Genomic DNA, 17,788 nt, shown 5'->3' with positions numbered 1-17,788 from the left:
TTAGAACCGGCCGTAGCGGGCCATGGTCTGGGCCACCTGAACCAGGGCCTCGGGCTTGTACTTGCGTTGCCACAAGTCCAACTTCCAGTCGCGGGTGGAGTCGGGCAACACGCCGGACGAAGCGGTGAACATCTCGGTCGCCACCTCGCGCCCCGCCAATGTCCGCACGGTGACGGGATCGGTGACGTATTCCCAGCCCTCGTAATAGGCCAGACGCTCCACATCGGCATCGCTGAGCCCGTTCACCAGCAATCCCTCGACCCGTCCCCCCTGTTGCGGCACCAGCATGGGATAGGGCTTGCCCGCCACGAAGACCCGGCGCTGGCCCCGCAGGAATGCCACCTCGCGCTGGGCGGTATCCGGCCTGCGGCCCAGCACCAGCGCCAGCAGATCCAAATCCATCAGCGTTCCGAAAAAGAACATGCCGCGTGTGTGCAGATCGTCAGTCATGCCCGTCCCTCCTCCCGCAATTTACCATCCCCGGAGACGGGCGCAAGCTGGCCTTGTGGCTCCTAGTAGCGGAGGGCGGTGGCGTCGAGGGACCGGGCCACCAGAATGGCGAAGGCCTCGGAATAGGTATCCAGGACATCACGGACGGCAGCATCGAAATAGTTGGCGGCCGAGGCCCCAAACATCACGAAGCCCAGGAACTCCCCCTCCCAATGGAGGGGAACCGTCATGCAGGAGCGATATCCGGCGGACCGCGCATTGGCGGACTGGAACCGCCCCGGCTCGCTGAACTCCGCCAGATCGGCAATCACCCGCGGGCTGCGCTGGTCGGCCAGCAGGACCAAGGACGGCACGTCGACCATGTCCACTTCCTGGACCTCCACCGCCTCGTTGTCATCCTCGGTGACGCTGAAGGACCAAAGCATATCCGTCGCCGGTTCATGCATGGAAAGGGAGACGTGGCAGATATCCGAGCAGCCGGGAATGCTCCGCAGCATCCGCCGCAACCGCCGCGCCGGTCCGCTGACCCACGCCACCGCCGGATCCATGCGCCGGATCGCTTGGGGGGTGAAAGCATCGACGATGGCGAGCTGGGATACGGCCTGGGACATGGGACCCTGCGATTTCAGGGCCGAAACGACCCGGGAGACATACTATATTCAGTGTCCCGGGTTGTCCGATCCACCCACTTCGGGTGATTCTCTGTAACGAATTCTGATTCGTCAGGCCGCCACCGGCTCGGGCGTCAAGCCGCGAACCAGGGTCAAGGGAACAGGAATGCCCTCGATCCGCCCCTGTATGGGGGATATGGACGGACAGATCGCCCGAGGCCAGGGCCAGTTCCCCACACAGGGGCGATCACGCCGGTCGCCGAATGAAATGACCTGTCATACCGACGACCATCGGGCGGAGGGAGCACCCCGTCTGGCAAGACCATGTCGCCAGTCCTTTGCCGTTCACAGAGTCAGCGTCCGATCACCAGGGTGGCCCAGCCGTCGATGACCACCCGGCGCTTGAGGGTGAGCCCCTGCTTCTCGTGATTGGCCATGACCATGCGTTCCTGGCGTTCCAGCAGGCCCGACAGCACCGCCAGTCCGCCCGGCGCCAGATGGGCGGCCAGATCGGGGGCGAAGCGGCACAACGGCCGCGCCAGGATATTGGAGAAGATCAGGTCATAGGGACGCCCCTCGCCCACCACCCGGTTGCGGTAGCCGTCGCTGACCACGGCGGTGATGCGGGCGGCCTCGCCATTATTGGCGGCATTGCCGGCGCAGACCTTGACCGCCGCCGGATCGATATCGGTGCAGACCACCTTGGCCGACCAAACCTTGGCCGCCGCGATTCCCAGGATTCCCGAGCCCGAGCCCAGATCCAGCACCCGAATCCGCCGTCCCTGCTTGGCGATGGCGTCCAGCGCCAGCAGGCATCCCCGGGTGGTGGCATGCTCGCCCGAGCCGAAGGCGGTGCCCGCGTCGATCTCGATGCCGAAGCTGCCCACCGGCGGCCTGCCCTGCCAGTGCGAGCCATGGACGAAGAAGCGACCGGCGGCGATGGGCGGGAAGTCGCGCAGATTCTCCAGCACCCAATCCACATTGGGCAGCCGCTCGATCTCCAGGGCGGGCGCGTCCATGCCGTTGGCGGCGGCCACGGCGGACAGGGCCGAGACGATGGCCACCCGTTCCGGCGGCGTGCGCGAGAAGCCTTCCAGGAACCAGTCGCAATCACCATCGGAAATGCCCGAGCGGTCCTCCATGAACATGGTCACCGCCTCGGCGAAGCGTTCGAACACCTCCTCGAACACCGGCACGGCCTCCATGGAGATGGTCAGGCGCAAGCGCCAGATTTCAGGAAAGACGGGGGGCATAACAAAGCTCCAGAATGGAAAGGCAGCTTAACCTTCCTCAGTTTAACCCTCGTCACCCCCGGCCCCCGGATCAAGTCCGGGGGTGATCCGGGAGTCCATGGATGGCCGGATCAAGTCCAGCCATGACGACTACATAAATGTCAAACCGCCACAACGAAACTGTCCAATACCTTCTTGGTCCCGGCCTTGTCGAAGGCAATTTCCAGCTTGCCACCGTCCGAGGCGAGAACGGTGCCGTTGCCGAACTTGTCGTGGAACACCCGGTCTCCCGCCTTGAAACCGCCGCTTCCGGCCTCGGGCCGGGGGGCCGTCCAGGCGGGAACCTGCGCCCGCACCGCCGCCGCGCCGCCGCGCCGGGAACCGCTCCAGCCCGGATCGTTCCAGGCCGCCCGGGACTCCTGCAATCCGCCGCCACCATACAGACCGCGATCGGCCGAGCGCTCCACATGGGCCTCGGGCAATTCCTCGACGAAGCGAGACGGCAGTTGCGACTTCCACTGGTTATAGATGCGGCGATTGGCGGCGAAGGTCACCAGCACCCGCTTCCTGGCGCGGGTGATGCCCACATAGGCAAGGCGGCGTTCCTCCTCCAATCCCTGGGTGCCGGTCTCGGCCAGTGCGCGGGCATGGGGGAACACCTCCTCCTCCCAGCCGGGCAGGAACACCGAGTCGAATTCCAGCCCCTTGGCGCCGTGCAGCGTCATGATCACCACCCGGTCGGCCTCGGCCTTCTCGTCGTTCTCCATCACCAGGGCGACATGCTCCAGGAACTCGGCCAGGCTGGAATATTCCTCCAGCGCCGCCACCAGCTCCTTCAGGTTTTCCACCCGGCCGGGAGAATCGGGCTGCTTGTCAGCCTTCCACATCTCCACATAGCCGGATTCGTCCAAGATGGTGGCGGCCAGTTCGGCATGGGGCATGGTGTCCAGCAGCGAGCGCCAGCGGCCCACATCCTCGACGAATTTGGCCAGGGCCTGGCGCGGCTTGGGCTTCAGTTCGGTTCTGTTAGAAAGAACTCTTGCTGCGTCCCAAAGCGATATATCCAATTCCCGAGCATGAATATGGATGCTTTGCACCGCCGCCTCGCCCAGGCCGCGCTTGGGCGTGTTGACGATGCGCTCGAACGCCAAACCGTCGGCGGGCGAGGCCACCAGACGCAGATAGGCCATGGCGTCGCGGATTTCCAGGCGCTCGTAGAAGCGCGGCCCGCCCACCACCCGATAGGGCAGGCCGGTGGTGATCAGGCGTTCCTCGAATTCGCGGGTCTGGAAACCGGCGCGCACCAGGATGGCCATGGAGGCCAGCCTTTCACCCTTGCGCTGAAGCGCCTCGATCTCCTCGACCACCAGCCGGGCCTCGGCCTCGCCGTCCCATACCGCGTGGGTGCGTATCTTCTCCACCGTCTCGGGATCGAAGGACAGGCCGGGCCGCAGCGTCTTGCCCAGCCGCCCGCCATTATGGGCGATCAGGGCCGAGGCCGCCCCCAGGATATGCGGCGTCGAGCGGTAATTGCTTTCCAGGCGCACCACGCGGGCGCCGGGAAAATCCTTATCGAAGCGCAGGATGTTGCCCACCTCGGCGCCACGCCAGGAATAGATGGACTGGTCGTCGTCGCCGACGCAGCAGATGTTGCGGTGCTTCTGGGCCAGCAGCCGCAGCCACAGATACTGGGCGACATTGGTGTCCTGGTACTCGTCCACCAGCAGATAGCGGAACTGGCCCTGCCAGTGGTCCAGCACCGAGGCGTCGGACAGGAACACCGTCAGCGTATGCAGCAGCAGATCGCCGAAATCGCTGGCGTTGAGGCCGCGCAGCCGGTCCTGGTACAGCCGGTACAGCTCGCGCGCCCGACCGCCCGCCAGATCGGCGCCGCTCTCGCCCGCCACCTTGTCGGGGGTCAACGCCCGGTCCTTCCAGCGCTGGATCACCCCCATCAGCGCCTGGGGCGGCGTCGCCTTGGGGTCGATACGCTCGGCCTCCATCACCTGCTTCAACACGCGGAGCTGGTCGTCGGCGTCCAGCACGGTGAAGTCGCTTCCCAGCCCCACCAGGGCGGCGTGGCGGCGCAGGATGCGCAGGCACAGGGAATGGAAGGTGCCCAGCCACAGATCCTGGGCCGGTGGCCCGACCAGGGCGGCGACGCGGTCACGCATCTCGCGCGCGGCGCGGTTGGTGAAGGTCACCGCCAGGCATTGCCAGGGCTGGGCCCGGCGCGATGCCAGAAGCTGTGCCAGCCGCGCCGTCAGCACCTTGGTCTTGCCGGTTCCCGCCCCCGACAGCACAAGTATCGGGCCGTCGAGGCTGGTGACCGCCTCCAACTGCTCGGGGTTGAGGCCTTTCAGCCAGGGGGCATCGGGAGCCACCGGCAAGGGGCCGCTGGCGAGGCGCGATGGCGGAACGACATCGTCATTCAGGGAGAATGGATCAAGATCGGACATGGCGGGATATTGGCCGAAGCAGGGCCGGGCCGCAGCAGCTATTTTCGCTCCGGCCCGGCGGGTGGAATGGTGTTGACCAAGGTCAATGACCTGGAATTGAATTACGCCCAGGTTTCAGTGCTGGATTAGGCATGGAGATGGGTATGGCCGACGCCATTGCAAAACCCGCCTCGGTGCGGCGTGAGCGTCTATTGCGCAACCGCTCCCTGGCCAAGACCGGCATGGCGGTTTCCATGGGGGCGCTAGTGCTGACCGGGTTCCTGCGTGGACGCAATGCCGGATTGGCCCATGTGGTGGCCGGGGTGGCGCTGTTGGGGCTGTCCTACTGGCACCACACTCTTTACACCAACGACCCAGTGAAGCGTCCGGGATGAGGGCGGTGGATTTGGCGCGAAAGCGCGTGCTACATTAGGAATTCCTATACCGCCCATGGCGGCAATGTGGGGTTTGATGGTTTCGTTCCAGGGTAACGCATCGACGGCTAGGAAGCGGGGGAACTGCCTCGGGCGGATTGCCGCTTGGGCGGGCGTGCTTGCCTTGGTGCTCCAGATCCTGCTGCCGATGGCTCCGGCCCAGGCGGCCTTGTCGATCGATCAGGAACTGGCGGCGTCCATCTGCCATTCCAACTCGACCGACAGCATTCCCACCCCCGCCAAGGTCACGCACGACCATTGCCAGTTCTGCCAGATTAACGCGGGTGCCAAATTACTGCTGCCGGCATTGGCGTGGAACGTGGCCCCCACTCCGGTGCCGCTGTACACCGTCATGCCGCCCGCCGATCGCGGTGCGGTTGGCAATCCAGGGCATCTTCCCCATCCCCAACGCGGTCCGCCCTCTTTCTCCTGACCCTTTAGGGCTCGGCCTTGGCCGATTCCGTCTGTCATGGAGATTGGAGGACGAGACATGAGCGTTTCCACCGTCAAAAGCACGGCCAAGACCAATGAGGTCGGCCTGGGATCACTGGTCTTGGGCACCGGCCTGACCGTTGCGTCCTTGATTCTGGTTCCCGCCCTGTCGCAGAGCCTTGGGGTCGGGCCCAGCCTGACCGGCGCGCTCCGCGTCGTGCTGATGAAGGCGGCGGCCCGAGTCTGATGCGCCGATCCGACGCCTTTTTGACTTTCACCGTGGCGTTACTGGGCCTGCTCGGCGCCAGCTTCGCCGATGCCGTGCGCGGTGTCGGCGCGGCGCAGCAGAGCTTGGCGGCCAAGGCGGATATGGTGGAGCAATTGGGTCTGACCGATCTGGTGCTGTTCACCGAGGCCCGCTACACCCGCCATCCCAGCCAGGCCGATCTGCATTCCGCCTTCCAGGATCATCCCTTCGCCATGGATCACTTTCCCTCGGGGTCGTTGCTGCCGCCGCCCATTTGGAAGGGACGGCCATGAGACTATGGCTCAACAAGCAGCGCAACCTGCTGGATTTCAGCCTGTCGTCGCTGTCGCGGCGACGGGGCAAGACCCTGGGCATGCTGGCGGTCTACACCAGTATCGTTTTCCTGCTGGCTTCGGTGATGCTGTTCTCCCACGCCATCCGGCGGGAAGCCGCCACCGTCCTGGCCAAGAGCCCGGAAGTGCTGGTCCAGCGCATGGTGGCGGGGCGTCACGATCTGATTCCCGCCCGCCATCTCGACGCCATCAAGGGTATCCGGGGCGTGCAATCGGCGGAAGGGCGGCTGTGGGGCTATCTGTTCGATCCCGCCGCCGTGGCCAATTACACCTTGATGGTGCCGACCAATCCCCGCATCGAGCCGGGCAAGGTGGTGATCGGGGACGGGGTGGTGCGGGCCCGCAGCGCCGACCCCGGTGACCTGATGAGCTTCCGCGCCCATGACGGTTCCCTGGTTCAGTTCAAGGTGGATCACACCATCTCGCGGGACTCGGCCCTGGTGTCGGCCGATCTGTTCCTGGTGGCCGAGGAGGATTTCCGCCGTCTGTTCGGTATCGCGCCGGGCCTGTTCACCGATCTGGCCGTATCCGTGCGCAATCCGCGCGAGGTCATCAAGATCGCCGAGAAGATCGACGCCGCCCTGCCGGACACCCGCATCATCCTGCGCGACGAGATACTGCGCACCTATGAGTCGGTGTTCGACTGGCGCGAGGGCATGCTGCTGGTCTTGTTGGCGGGTTCCATCCTGGCCTTCGCCATCTTCTCCTGGGAGAAGGCTTCGGGCCTGTCTGCGGAGGAGCGGCGCGAAATCGGCATCCTGAAGGCGGTGGGCTGGGAGACCGGCGACGTCATCCGCCTGAAGATGCTGGAAGGCCTGGTGGTGTCGCTGTCGGCCTTTCTGGTCGGCTATCTGCTGGCCTATGCCCATGTCTTCCACTTCGGCGCCGGGCTTTTCGAGCCGGTGCTGAAGGGCTGGGCGGTGCTGTATCCGAAATACAAGCTGACACCCTTTGTCGATGAGTTGCAGGTGGCGACCCTGTTCTTCTTCACGGTGTTTCCCTACACCATCGCCACGGTGGTGCCCATCTGGCGGGCGGCGATCGTCGATCCCGATACGGTGATGCGATGATCCATCTCAGCGATGTGAGGAAGGCCTTCAACCAGGGCAAGGCCAACGAGTTCTGGGCCTTGAAGGGAATCGACCTGTCGGTCCCGGCGGGGAAGGTGACGGTGTTCCGGGGCCCATCGGGTTCGGGCAAGACCACGCTGCTGACCCTGGTGGGCTGTCTGGCGCGGCCGACCTCGGGCCGGGTGCGGCTTAAGGACCGCGATATTTCCGGCCTGCCCGAGCGGTTCCTCACCGATATCCGCCGCTCGACCTTCGGCTTCGTGTTCCAGCAGTTCAACCTGCTGAAGGGGATCAGCGCCCTGGAGAACGTCATGATCCCGGCCTATCCCCTTGGGCATGACCGCAAGGACCTGAGCCGCCGCGCCCATGGCTTGATGGAAAGCCTCGACATCGGCGCCAAGGCCCAGTCCATGGCCGAATGGCTGTCGGGCGGCGAAGCCCAGCGGGTAGCCATCGCCCGCGCCCTGATCAACGACCCCGAGGTGGTGATCGCCGACGAACCCACCGCCAATCTGGACAGCGAGCGCTCCAGACAGTTCCTCGGCATCGTCGAGACCCTGAAGGCATCGGGCAAGACAGTGCTGATGACCAGCCATGACCCACTGGTCTGCGACACCGCCGTGGTGGACCATGTGGTCACGCTTCATGATGGCCAATTGGTGGACAGCGGCGCATGATCTTCCAACCGGCCATCATCGCCCTGCTGCTGGCCTCCCTGGTCGGCACCATGATGGTGACCGCCTCGCTGCCGTTCGCGGTGCGGGTGCTGCGCTTTTGGGACACCGCCAGCGGCTCGGAATCCCAATTGGAGATGGAAAAGCGCACCTATCTGGTCTCCACCCTGCTGGTGGTGGTGCTGCTGTCCGAACTGGCGTCACTGATCCTGTTCGTCTTCAACGCCGATCGCATGTCCTCGCTGTTCGTCGGCGCCATGTGCGCGGTGGGCACGCTCAACGTCAACGAGTTCGGCTTTCCCACCCTCTATCTCAAGATCATCGTCTTCTTCGCCGCCAGCGCCTGGCTGGTGCTGAACCATGTGGACTCGCGCGGCTTCGACTATCCCCTGGTGCGGGTGAAGTATGGCGCGTTGATGATCCTGGCACCGCTGATGGCGGTGGCGGCAGGCGTGCAACTGGCCTATTTCCTGGGCCTGCGTGCCGATGTGATCGCGTCGTGCTGCTCGACCCTGTTTTCCGGGGCGACCCAGGTCACCTCCGACAAGCTGGCGGCCATCGCGCCGGAAGCCTCGCTGGCCGGGTTGGTGGCGGCATTGGGGCTGGTGATGGTGGCTGGGCGCCGGGCCCTGGCCACCGGTAAGGGAGCGGTGGTCTTCGCCCTTCTCTCCCTGGTCGCCTTCGCCATGGCCATGGAGGCGGTGGTGGCGGCCATCTCGGTCTATGTCTATGAGCTGCCGCACCATCATTGCCCGTTCTGCATCCTGAAGGGCGAGTACGGCCATGTGGGCTATGCCCTCTATTTGCCGCTCTTCGCCGCCGCCGCCCTGGGGCTGGGGGGAGGCATCGCCCAGCCCGCCGCCCGCATCCAGAGTCTGGCCGAGGCGGCGCCTCGGATCATGCGGCGTTGCGTCGGCTCGTCCATGGCCGGATTCGGCCTGTTCGGGGCGGTGACGGTCTGGCTGATCTGGCGCTCGCACCTGATCCTGATCGAGCCCGAACGGCTCTTGTTCTTTCTGCCCGGAGGCCAGCCATGAGAGTGATCCGCCTGTTGGCCATCCTGCTGCTGCTGGCCGGGTGTGGCGAGGAGGGGGGCAAGGCCCCCCATGTGGGCGATGCGCCGCCGCCATTCAAACTGACGGCCATGGACGGAGCGGCGGTGGATTATCCCGCCCAACTGTCCGGCAAGGTGGTGGTTCTGCGCTTCTGGGCGACGTGGTGCCCGTTCTGCAAGGACGAGATGAAGATGATCCAGGCGGTCTGGAGCCAGTCCCGCGACAAGGGGTTCGAGGTTCTGGCCATCAATGCCGGACAGGACAAGGGCGACATCGACGCCTTCATCGCCAAACTGGGCGTCACCTATCCGGTGCTGCTGGACCCCGGCTCCAAGGTCACCCGCCAATACGGCGTCACCGGCCTGCCCATGACCCTGTTCGTGGGGCGTGATGGCAGGATCAAGGGCCGCATCCTGGGCGAGACCGACGAGGCCACCTTCCGGCGCAAGCTGGAGGAATTGCTATGAGCGAGGCGGAGACCTGCGACCTTTGCGGTCTGCCGGTCCTCAACGACGGCCTACACTTGAAGACCGGGAAAAAGGAACTCGCCTTCTGTTGTGAAGGCTGTCGGGGCATCTGGGTGATGTTGAACCCGGACGCCGCCACCAAGGACAAGGGGAACAAAAATGATGACCAATGAAACCAACCATCTTGGACATGAACTTGGAAAGGGGGCTGTCATGGCTGTCGGATATGTTGCGGGACGGAGTCTGTTGGGTCGTTTGCTGCTCAACCCGGTGGTGATGCTGGGGGCGGGAATCGCCATCGGCTATTACGGCTACAAATACCGCAAGGAGATCACCGCCGCCGTGGCCAAGGCCAGTGACATGGGCAAGGACATGGTGCTGAACGCCAAGGAAAACCTGGCCGATCTGGTCGAGGAGACCCGCGAGGCCGAGGAAGCCAAGGCCAAGGAATAGCGGGGGAGAGTCCGCCATGATCGCCATAAGGGGGAAGGCGGCCAAGGCCGCCCGCGAGGCCCGCGCCAAGGCGCTATGGCAGGCGATGGCCGTGCGGTATCGCTCGGACGGCCATATCCGCTTCGATCTGCCCGATGCCCTTCGCACACCTGGGGCAGCCCTGGTCCTGGAAAGCGGCCTGGGGCGGATCGAAGGCGTCTACCGCGTTCATGTCTTCCTTGGCGCGGGCAAGCTGTCCATCCGCTATATGGAGGATGTTTGCGGCCTTGCCGACATCGCCAAGGCCTTGGCCGCCCTGGTGGTCGATGCCGTGGACATGGATGTTGCCGCGCCACCGCCCTCGGTTCCCATGGTGATCGAGGGTGAGGTGGTGCCGCCGGGCTGGCTGGAGCGGATCAAGGCCAGCGCTCCGGTCCAGGCGGTTCGCAGCCGCTATGACGATCTCAAGGCCAAGATCGACGTGGTTTCCAAGATCGTCGCCATCAAGACCGGCAAGCCGGTGCCCGGCGGCGTCGACGTCCAGGAATGGCTGATCCATTTCTGCAACGATCTGGTGGCTTTCTATCTCATCCGCCAGCACTGGGACCGCATCATCGGCCAATGGCTGCCCAAGCCCTGGACCCATCGCTACCAGTGGCTGACCGTGGTCTATCTCACCTTCCTGCTGGTGCGCTATCGCAAGGGCGCATTGCCGAAGAAGGTGGCGAAGTGATGGAGGCCATCCAGGTCGTCCACCGGTTGCGGCGCCGGGTCCGGGTGCTGGTCCCGGCCCTGAAGGGCGAGACCGAACGGCTGTGCCTGCTGGAAATCCTGCTGCGCAAGCACGCCGCCATCCGCGAGGTACGGGTGGTCCCCGCCCTGGCCTCGCTGGCGGTGCGGTTCGACCCTCGCCAACTGCCGACGGACACCCTGCTGCGGCTGCTCGATACCGTGGCCGGCAACCTGGCCCGCGCGCCGAAACAGCCCCCTCTCCCATCGCCAGTCCTCGACGGCTCAGAACTGGCCGAGGTCTCGGTGGCGGTGGAGGGCATGACCTGCGCGTCTTGCGCCGCCCTGATCCAGATGAGTCTCAACCGCGACCCCGCCATCCGGTCCGCCAGCGTCAATTACGCCACCGGCACCGCCACGGTGGTGGGCAGTCTGGACCGCCCGGCCCTGGAGGCCCGCGTCAATGCCCTGGGCTACGAGGCGCGGCCCATGGATACACTCAGCCAGCGCCGCCTGATCGTCGAGCGCGAGCGCCAGCATGAGCGAGATGCCAAGCGCCGGGCCATTTCGGCCTGCCTGCTCAGCCTGCCGGTAATGGTCATCGGCATGGCCATGCCGCGCTCCCGGCTGTGGCATCTGGTGGAATTCGCGCTGACGACCCCGGTGGTGCTGGGGGCGGGGCGTCAATTCTTCACCCGCGCCGTCAAGCTGGCCAGGAACCGCACCGCCAACATGGATACCCTGATCGCGCTGGGGGCCGGATCGGCCTATGGCCATTCGGTGAGCTCCATGCTGGCAGGAAAGCATCACCTCTATTTCGAGGCGGCGGCGGGCATCGTGTCCTTCGTGCTGCTGGGCCGCTGGCTGGAGGAACGCGCCAAGGGCAAGGCGGGCGATGCCATCCGCCGCCTGCTCGACCTGCAACCGCCCACCGCCACGGTCATTCGCGGCGAGATCGAGGTGGTGGTTCCGGTCGATGACCTCGTCGTCGGCGACATCCTGGTGGTGCGCCCCGGCGAGCGGGTGCCGGTGGACGGTTCCGTCGTGGGCGGCCGCACCACCTTGGACGAGTCCATGGTCACCGGCGAAAGCATGCCGGTGGTCAAGGGACCGGGCGATTCGGTGATCGGCGGCTGCATCAACGGGGCGGGAAGCTTCCGCATGCGCGCCAGTGCCGTGGGCCAGGATACGGTTCTGGCCGGCATTGTGCGCATGGTCGATCACGCCCAGGCCACCAAGCTGCCGGTGCAGCGCATGGCCGACCGGGTGTCGGCGGTGTTCGTGCCGGGTGTGGTGGCGGTGGCGGGCGTGACCTTCGCCACCTGGCTGGCGGGGGGGGCAAGGGTCTCCACCGCCTTGGGCAATGCCGTCTCAGTGCTGCTGATCGCCTGTCCCTGCGCCCTGGGGCTCGCCACGCCCACCGCCATCATGGCCGCCACGGGCCAAGCGGCACGGCGGGGGATCTATATCCGCAATGGCGAGGCGTTGGAAACCGCCTCGGGCTTGACCGTCCTGGTGTTCGACAAGACCGGGACGGTGACCGAAGGCCGTCCGGTGGTGTCTCATTTCGTTTCCCAGCCCGACTTCGACGCCAACGATGTTCTTGCCCTGGTCGCCGCCGCCGAGGCGGGGTCCGAGCATCATCTGGCTCGCTCGGTGGTGGATTACGCCCGCTCGCGCGGGATCGAGCCCCAGCCGGTCGATGATTTTTCGGCGGAAATTGGACGCGGTATTCGCGCCCGCATCGGCAGGCATGTGGTGCTGGTGGGCAGCGCGTCCTATCTGGCGGAAGAAGGCGTGGCGGTCCAGGTTCCGTCCCTCGACGGCCAGACTCCGGTCCTGGCCGCCATCGACGGGACCTTCGCCGCCCTGTTCGGCATCTCGGACCGGCCCCGTCCCACTTCGGCCGCGGCCATCGCCCGTCTGCACGATTTGGGCATCCGCACCATCATGGTCACCGGCGACGTGGCGGCGGCGGCGCATCCTATCGCCGCCGAAGTGGGCATTCCCGAGGTGGTGGCCCAGGCCTCGCCTGCCCGCAAGCAGGAGATCGTCGCCGAGTTGCGGGCGGCGGGCGAATCGGTGGGCATGATCGGCGATGGCATCAACGACGCGCCCGCCTTGGCCGCCGCCGATGTGGGCTTCGCCATCGGCACCGGCACCGATGTGGCCATCGAGGCGGCGCCGGTCACCCTGGTCAATGGCGATATCGCCAAGGTGGCCGAGATGATCGAACTGTCGCGCAAGACCATGCGCATCATCCGCCAGAACCTGGTCTGGGCCATGGGCTACAACACCATCGCCATTCCCGGTGCGGCGCTCGGCGAACTCAGCCCCATGGTGGCGTCCTCGGCCATGGCGCTGTCCTCGGTCTCGGTGGTGACCAACTCGCTGCGGCTGCAGAAGGACCGTTAAGTGGACGTCGAGATCGACTACACGCTCGCCTTCATGGCCGGCATCCTAGGGAGCGGCCATTGCGTCGGCATGTGCGGCTCGCTGGTCTCGGCCTGCTTCGTCCGCATGGGTGAAGCGGGCAAGGGTGCGGTTCCGGCCATGGCCTATCACGGGTCGCGGGTCGCAATCTATGTGCTGGTGGGCTTCGTCGCGGCGGCGCTGGGCCTTGCCTTGGTGTCCACCGGCATCGTCGGCAAGGTCCAGGGCATCCTTCAGATTGTCGCCGGATTGATCGTCATCTTGCTGGGCCTCGACATCTTGGGGCTGCTGCCCCGGCGGCTGCCGCTGATCGGCATCCCCATGGCCGTCTTCGGCAAATACTACTTCGCCGCCGTCTCCAAGGGACCGGTGCGGGGCGCCGCCATGGCCGGTCTGATGAACGGGCTGATGCCCTGCGCGCTTACCCTGGCCGTGGCGGTCAAGGCGAGTGCCGCGCCGCAGGTCTGGCAAGGCGGCCTGCTGATGCTGGCCTTCGGGCTGGGCACCCTGCCCTCCATGCTGTTCGTGAGTTTCGTGCTGGGGCGCCTAGGGGCGCAGGCGCGGGGCTGGCTGCTGAAAGCGGCCGCGTTGGTGGTGATCGCGCTCGGCGTCGCCACCCTCATGCAGGGGCTGAGATTCTTCTGGGTCATGAAGAACCTGGCCAACTGGTGAGTTCAACAAGAGGAGAGAGAGAGATGAAGCGTCGTCAATTCCTGGCCGCCGGTAGCACATTGGGCCTGGCCGCCACCGTGGCCGTTCCCGCCTTCGCCGCCGAGGGCGACGGCACCCCCATGCAATTCATGCCCAAGAAGCCCAAGGACCCCACCCCGCTGGTGGATGACATGACCAAGTATCCCAAGTGTCCCTATTGCGGCATGGACCGTAAGGAATACCATTTCAGCCGCCACCTGATCCATTACTCGGATGATCTGGTGGACGGGACCTGTTCGCTGCACTGCGCCGCCATTTCGCTGTCGCTCAATCTCGACCGGATGCCCAAGGCCATCTACGCCCCCGACAACGGTTCGGGCGAGGCCCTCAAGCCGCTGACCAATGCCGAGGCCGCCACCTATGTCATCGGTGGCGCCCACCGCAATGTCATGAGCAAGAAGGCCAAGACCTCCTTCGCCTCCAAGGTGGCCGCCGAGGCCGCCAAGGGCGACGGCGAAATCGCGGATTTCAACAAGGCGCTGATGGCCACCTATATGGGCATGGCCGAGGACACCATGATGATCCGCATGAAGCGCGACGAAAAGCGCCGCAAGATGATGGGCGAGATGCAGCACAAGGGCTGAGGGCCCAAACCTGTCATCCCGAGCCTTGGCGAGGGATCTCCGTCGGCACTGGCAGTGCCGAACCGGAACCGTTGGAGCAGGCGGGGATTCCTCGCAATGCTCGGAATGACAGTCTGTACTCGGAGGATTCGTCATGCGTCTGGTCACCACCTTGCTGTTGATCCTGTTCCTGCTGGCCGCCCCCGCCCAAGCGGGCGAGGTGGTGGTGGCGCCGCCCGGCCCCAACAGCGTCTGTCCAGTCTGCGGCATGTTCGTGGCCAAATATCCGGAATGGGTGGCGGTCGTGGTGCTCAAGGACGGCCATACCCACTATTTCGACGGCGCCAAGGATCTGTTCAAGTTCCTGCGCGAGGTGAAGCGCTACGATTCCGGCCATTCCGAAGCCGATATCGTCACGGTGGCGGTCACCGACTATTACGCCGTCAAGACCATGGACGCCCGCTCCGCCTTCTTCGTGGTGGGCTCGGACGTGCTGGGTCCCATGGGCCATGAACTGGTGCCGCTGGCCTCTCGCCAGGATGCCGAGGAATTCATGGCCGACCACAAGGGCAAGCGCATCCTGACCTTCGATCAAGTCGGCGCCGAATTGCTCAACGGCCTCGACAAGGGCGGGGTGAAGTGAGGGCGATTTCCTTCGCCGAGGATGATCTTTGGGCGGCCATCGAAACCGATCTGGCCGAGCCGGGCCTGAGCGGTGCCCTGCGCCAACGCCACGGCCTTTTGTCGCCTTGCGCCCTCTTGCTGTCCCGCGAGCAGGAGGAGGCAGTGCGCCGCGCCGTGCGCGACCTTTATGCCGTCCTGCGCCACCCGGCCGTGGCGGCGGCGGTGCTGGTCCTGGCGGGGGGCGAGGGCTTGGCCGATCCCGGAGCCGGGGAGTGGATCCTCGGATTCGACTTCCATCTGGAGGCCGATGGCCCCCGGCTGATCGAGATCAATACCAATCCTGGCGGCATGCTGGCGGTGGCGGTGCAAGGACGCGCCCTGACCGCCCTTGATCCGAGATTGGCGCCGCCCACCGAGATTGAAGGCACGATCCTGGCCGCCTTTCACCAGGAATGGCGCCAGCAGCGCCCGGATCGGCCTCTGGCCTCGGTGGCGGTGGTGGATGACGATCCGCCGGCCCAATATCTGTGGCCCGAGTTCCAGTTGTACCGCCGCCTGTTCGAGAGGGCGGGCATCCGGGCCGAGGTGCAAGATGCCGCCGCCTTCGCTCCCGGATCGAGTGATCTGGTCTATAACCGGCTGGTGGATTTCGCCCTGGAGGCGCCCGGACATGCCGCCTTGGCCCAGGCGTGGCGGAGCGGCGAGACGGTGTTGACTCCCGGTCCCCGCGCCCATTTCCAGTATTCCGACAAGCGTGCCATGACGTTGCTTTGCGATCCCGATGCCCTGACCGGACTGGGAGTGGCCCCCGATCTGGCGCGTTCGGTGGCGCGGGTTGTCCCTCCCACTGTCTTGGTGAGGGCGCAGGATGAGGAAGCCCTGTGGGACCGGCGGCGCGACTGGTTCTTCAAGCCCGTCCGGGGGCATGCGGGCAAGGCCGCCTATCGCGGCGAGAAGCTGTCGCGGAGCACCTGGGCGACCATCCTGGCCAGCCCCTACGTGGCCCAGCGCTATGTTCCGCCGTCACGGATCCACCTGGATCACGCCGAAACCTCCCTGAAGCTGGACATCCGCGCCAATGCCTGGCGGGGCGAGGTCGCGCAACTGGCGGCCCGGCTGTACCAGGGCCAGACCACCAATTTCCGCACATTGGGCGGTGGCTTCGCGCCGGTCTTCGCGGCCTGACAAGCCCGGCAGGGTGCATCAACCGAATCGCAATGGGCTCTAAACACCGACACGGCACCATATTGGTGACTCATTGAGCTCCACCGGCTTGGTCGAGAAACTCCTTCTTCTTCGCCAAATCCATGTCGGAATCCGCATACTTGGCCGCGATGGCGCGGAACTCGTCCTGAATCTCCATGAAGGCATCGACCATGTCCGGGTCGAAATGCGAGCCCTTGCCCGCCTGGATGATCTGCACGGCCTTTTCGTGGGGCATGCCATCCTTGTAGACGCGGCGGCTGATCAGGGCGTCATAGACATCGGCCACCGCCATCAGCCGGGCCGCGACCGGGATATCATCACCGCCGATGCCATCGGGATAGCCGCTGCCATCCCACTTCTCCTGATGCCATTGGGCGATTTCCTTGGCGCAGGTCAGGAAGTCCACCGACATGCCCAGCGACTGTTCGGCATGCTCGATAGCCTTGCGCCCCAGGGTGGTGTGGGTCTTCATGATCTCGAATTCATGAGGCTCGAAGCGACCGGGCTTCAACAAGATGCGATCCGGAATGCCGACCTTGCCGATGTCGTGCAACGGCGCCGACTTGAACAGCAGGGTGATGGTGGAATCGTCGAGGTCGGCGGCGAAGCGGGGATGGGTCCTCAGCCGTTCAGCCAGCGCCTTGACGTAGAACTGGGTGCGGCGAATATGGTTGCCGGTGTCCGAATCTCGGGTTTCCGCCAGGGAGGCCATGGCCAGGATGGTGACGTCCTGGATCGCCGCCAGTTCACGGGTCCGCTTCTGGACTTCCTGTTCGAGGAAGGCGGACTTGTCGCGCAGAAAGTCGGCGCTGGCCTTGAGCTTCAGGTGTGTTTCCACCCGCGCCAACACGACCGGCGGACTGATGGGCTTGGTGATGTAGTCCACCGCCCCGCATTTCAGGCCCTTTTCCTCGTCCTCGGTTTCCGCCTTGGCGGTGAGGAAGATGACGGGAATGTCACGGGTGGCGCGGTCACGTTTCAGACGCTCGCAGACCTCGTAGCCGTCCATCTCGGGCATCATGATATCGAGCAGGATCAGATCGGGCGGTGTCTCCGAAGCGGCGATGGACAGCGCCTTCTCTCCACTATTGGCGATCTTGACCCTGTAGAGATCCTTGAGCAGACCGCTCATCAGTTTCAGGTTGTCCGGGGTGTCGTCCACCACCAGGATCGTGGCCCGTTCGGGTAAGGTGCTGGCGTCCATGCGAGGAGCTCCGTTAGGGCAACGTGATCTTCAAGGCACGTTCGATCGCCTTCTTGACCGAGGCGATGGAGACCGGCTTGACCAGATAACCATCCACATGAAGGTTCTTGGCGGTGGTCACGGCCTCTTCGGTGCTGTCCGAGGTCAGCATGACAACCGGGATGGCCGCCACATTGGGCAAGGGCGCCTTGCGCAACTTGGCGACATAGACCAGCCCGTCATCGCCCGGCATATGGATGTCGCACAGCACCAGATGGGGCTGGGTCCGCATGGTTTCCTTGATGGCGGCTTCCACATCCCCGGCCTCGTAGATATTGTTGAGGCCGATCTGGATCAGAATCTGGCGGATGGTCGAGCGGACGAACCACTCATCATCGATCAGCAGAACCTTAAGCCGCTTCAAGTCGATTTCTGCCATGGTGA

The 17,788-nt window shown here is 65.2% G+C and carries 22 protein-coding genes; 16 read left to right on the top strand and 6 right to left on the bottom strand.

Translation table 11 applies throughout. The features are described 5' to 3' along the window. The 4 genes from A6A04_RS08085 to A6A04_RS08070 all read right to left on the bottom strand — a co-directional run bounded on the left by A6A04_RS08085 (window position 1) and on the right by A6A04_RS08070 (window position 4,752). On the bottom strand, window positions 1-450 hold the full coding sequence (locus tag A6A04_RS08085) for a gamma-glutamylcyclotransferase family protein (protein ID WP_082914793.1): 450 nt from the start codon (window positions 448-450) through the stop codon (window positions 1-3). A 62-nt stretch (window positions 451-512) separates the two neighbouring features. After that, window positions 513-1,061 carry a GAF domain-containing protein gene (locus A6A04_RS08080; protein ID WP_082914792.1) on the bottom strand — a complete coding sequence of 183 codons (549 nt, stop codon included), beginning with the start codon at window positions 1,059-1,061 and terminating at the stop codon, window positions 513-515. A 353-nt stretch (window positions 1,062-1,414) separates the two neighbouring features. Then, window positions 1,415-2,314 carry a 50S ribosomal protein L11 methyltransferase gene (locus tag A6A04_RS08075; protein WP_068491712.1) on the bottom strand — a complete coding sequence of 300 codons (900 nt, stop codon included), beginning with the start codon at window positions 2,312-2,314 and terminating at the stop codon, window positions 1,415-1,417. A gap of 140 nt (window positions 2,315-2,454) precedes the next feature. Then, window positions 2,455-4,752: an ATP-dependent helicase gene (locus A6A04_RS08070; protein WP_068491710.1), complete on the bottom strand. Its 2,298-nt coding sequence runs from the start codon at window positions 4,750-4,752 to the stop codon at window positions 2,455-2,457. Between the two features lie 143 nt (window positions 4,753-4,895). Between A6A04_RS08070 and A6A04_RS08065 the strand changes: the two genes are divergently transcribed. From A6A04_RS08065 to A6A04_RS07995, 16 genes are all read left to right on the top strand, one after another. Continuing rightward, a complete protein-coding gene (locus tag A6A04_RS08065; protein ID WP_068491751.1) occupies window positions 4,896-5,126 on the top strand; it encodes a hypothetical protein in 231 nt (76 codons plus the stop codon). 55 nt (window positions 5,127-5,181) lie between these two features. Further along, the gene (locus A6A04_RS08060; protein WP_322096814.1) at window positions 5,182-5,598 is read left to right on the top strand and encodes a DUF2946 family protein; all 417 of its coding nucleotides are present in this window, start codon (window positions 5,182-5,184) and stop codon (window positions 5,596-5,598) included. Window positions 5,599-5,655: 57 nt separating this feature from the next. Then, complete coding sequence (locus A6A04_RS08055; protein WP_068491709.1) at window positions 5,656-5,844, top strand: hypothetical protein; 189 nt, start codon at window positions 5,656-5,658, stop codon at window positions 5,842-5,844. Then, a complete protein-coding gene (locus A6A04_RS08050; RefSeq protein WP_068491706.1) occupies window positions 5,844-6,137 on the top strand; it encodes a hypothetical protein in 294 nt (97 codons plus the stop codon). The genes A6A04_RS08055 and A6A04_RS08050 overlap by 1 nt, the downstream gene beginning before the upstream one ends. Then, window positions 6,134-7,267, top strand: a complete 1,134-nt coding sequence (locus A6A04_RS08045; RefSeq protein ID WP_068491704.1) for an ABC transporter permease — start codon at window positions 6,134-6,136, stop codon at window positions 7,265-7,267. Before A6A04_RS08050 ends, A6A04_RS08045 begins: the two co-directional genes overlap by 4 nt. Beyond that, window positions 7,264-7,944, top strand: coding sequence for an ABC transporter ATP-binding protein (locus A6A04_RS08040; protein WP_068491702.1), 681 nt, complete (start codon window positions 7,264-7,266; stop codon window positions 7,942-7,944). Before A6A04_RS08045 ends, A6A04_RS08040 begins: the two co-directional genes overlap by 4 nt. Further along, the gene (locus tag A6A04_RS08035) at window positions 7,941-8,978 is read left to right on the top strand and encodes a hypothetical protein (RefSeq protein ID WP_068491700.1); all 1,038 of its coding nucleotides are present in this window, start codon (window positions 7,941-7,943) and stop codon (window positions 8,976-8,978) included. Before A6A04_RS08040 ends, A6A04_RS08035 begins: the two co-directional genes overlap by 4 nt. Then, window positions 8,975-9,463: a TlpA family protein disulfide reductase gene (locus A6A04_RS08030; RefSeq protein ID WP_068491698.1), complete on the top strand. Its 489-nt coding sequence runs from the start codon at window positions 8,975-8,977 to the stop codon at window positions 9,461-9,463. The genes A6A04_RS08035 and A6A04_RS08030 overlap by 4 nt, the downstream gene beginning before the upstream one ends. After that, the gene (locus tag A6A04_RS22270) at window positions 9,460-9,636 is read left to right on the top strand and encodes a metal-binding protein (protein WP_156612526.1); all 177 of its coding nucleotides are present in this window, start codon (window positions 9,460-9,462) and stop codon (window positions 9,634-9,636) included. The genes A6A04_RS08030 and A6A04_RS22270 overlap by 4 nt, the downstream gene beginning before the upstream one ends. A 40-nt stretch (window positions 9,637-9,676) precedes the next feature. Continuing rightward, window positions 9,677-9,916, top strand: a complete 240-nt coding sequence (locus A6A04_RS08025) for a hypothetical protein (protein WP_245651124.1) — start codon at window positions 9,677-9,679, stop codon at window positions 9,914-9,916. A gap of 16 nt (window positions 9,917-9,932) precedes the next feature. Beyond that, window positions 9,933-10,628, top strand: a complete 696-nt coding sequence (locus A6A04_RS08020; RefSeq protein ID WP_068491696.1) for a Rieske (2Fe-2S) protein — start codon at window positions 9,933-9,935, stop codon at window positions 10,626-10,628. Continuing rightward, window positions 10,628-13,039 (top strand): heavy metal translocating P-type ATPase, encoded by a 2,412-nt coding sequence (locus A6A04_RS08015; protein WP_068491694.1) that lies wholly within the window; start codon window positions 10,628-10,630, stop codon window positions 13,037-13,039. The genes A6A04_RS08020 and A6A04_RS08015 overlap by 1 nt, the downstream gene beginning before the upstream one ends. Continuing rightward, window positions 13,040-13,729: a sulfite exporter TauE/SafE family protein gene (locus A6A04_RS08010; protein WP_082914791.1), complete on the top strand. Its 690-nt coding sequence runs from the start codon at window positions 13,040-13,042 to the stop codon at window positions 13,727-13,729. A 23-nt stretch (window positions 13,730-13,752) separates the two neighbouring features. After that, complete coding sequence (locus tag A6A04_RS08005) at window positions 13,753-14,352, top strand: nitrous oxide reductase accessory protein NosL (protein WP_068491692.1); 600 nt, start codon at window positions 13,753-13,755, stop codon at window positions 14,350-14,352. 133 nt (window positions 14,353-14,485) lie between these two features. Further along, window positions 14,486-14,974, top strand: a complete 489-nt coding sequence (locus tag A6A04_RS08000; protein WP_068491690.1) for a nitrous oxide reductase accessory protein NosL — start codon at window positions 14,486-14,488, stop codon at window positions 14,972-14,974. After that, window positions 14,971-16,140 carry a hypothetical protein gene (locus tag A6A04_RS07995; RefSeq protein ID WP_245651123.1) on the top strand — a complete coding sequence of 390 codons (1,170 nt, stop codon included), beginning with the start codon at window positions 14,971-14,973 and terminating at the stop codon, window positions 16,138-16,140. The genes A6A04_RS08000 and A6A04_RS07995 overlap by 4 nt, the downstream gene beginning before the upstream one ends. 70 nt (window positions 16,141-16,210) lie before the next feature. Here the strand turns inward: A6A04_RS07995 and A6A04_RS07990 are convergent, their stop codons facing one another. After that, complete coding sequence (locus A6A04_RS07990; protein ID WP_068491688.1) at window positions 16,211-17,365, bottom strand: response regulator; 1,155 nt, start codon at window positions 17,363-17,365, stop codon at window positions 16,211-16,213. Window positions 17,366-17,378: 13 nt separating this feature from the next. Continuing rightward, window positions 17,379-17,783, bottom strand: coding sequence for a response regulator (locus tag A6A04_RS07985; RefSeq protein ID WP_068491687.1), 405 nt, complete (start codon window positions 17,781-17,783; stop codon window positions 17,379-17,381). Window positions 17,784-17,788: the final 5 nt, after the last annotated feature.

The organism is Paramagnetospirillum marisnigri (assembly GCF_001650715.1).
GTDB classification, from domain to species: domain Bacteria; phylum Pseudomonadota; class Alphaproteobacteria; order Rhodospirillales; family Magnetospirillaceae; genus Phaeospirillum; species Phaeospirillum marisnigri.
The sequence above is the reverse complement of the archived record's forward strand: the minus strand, read 5'-3'. Positions and strand labels throughout refer to the sequence as shown.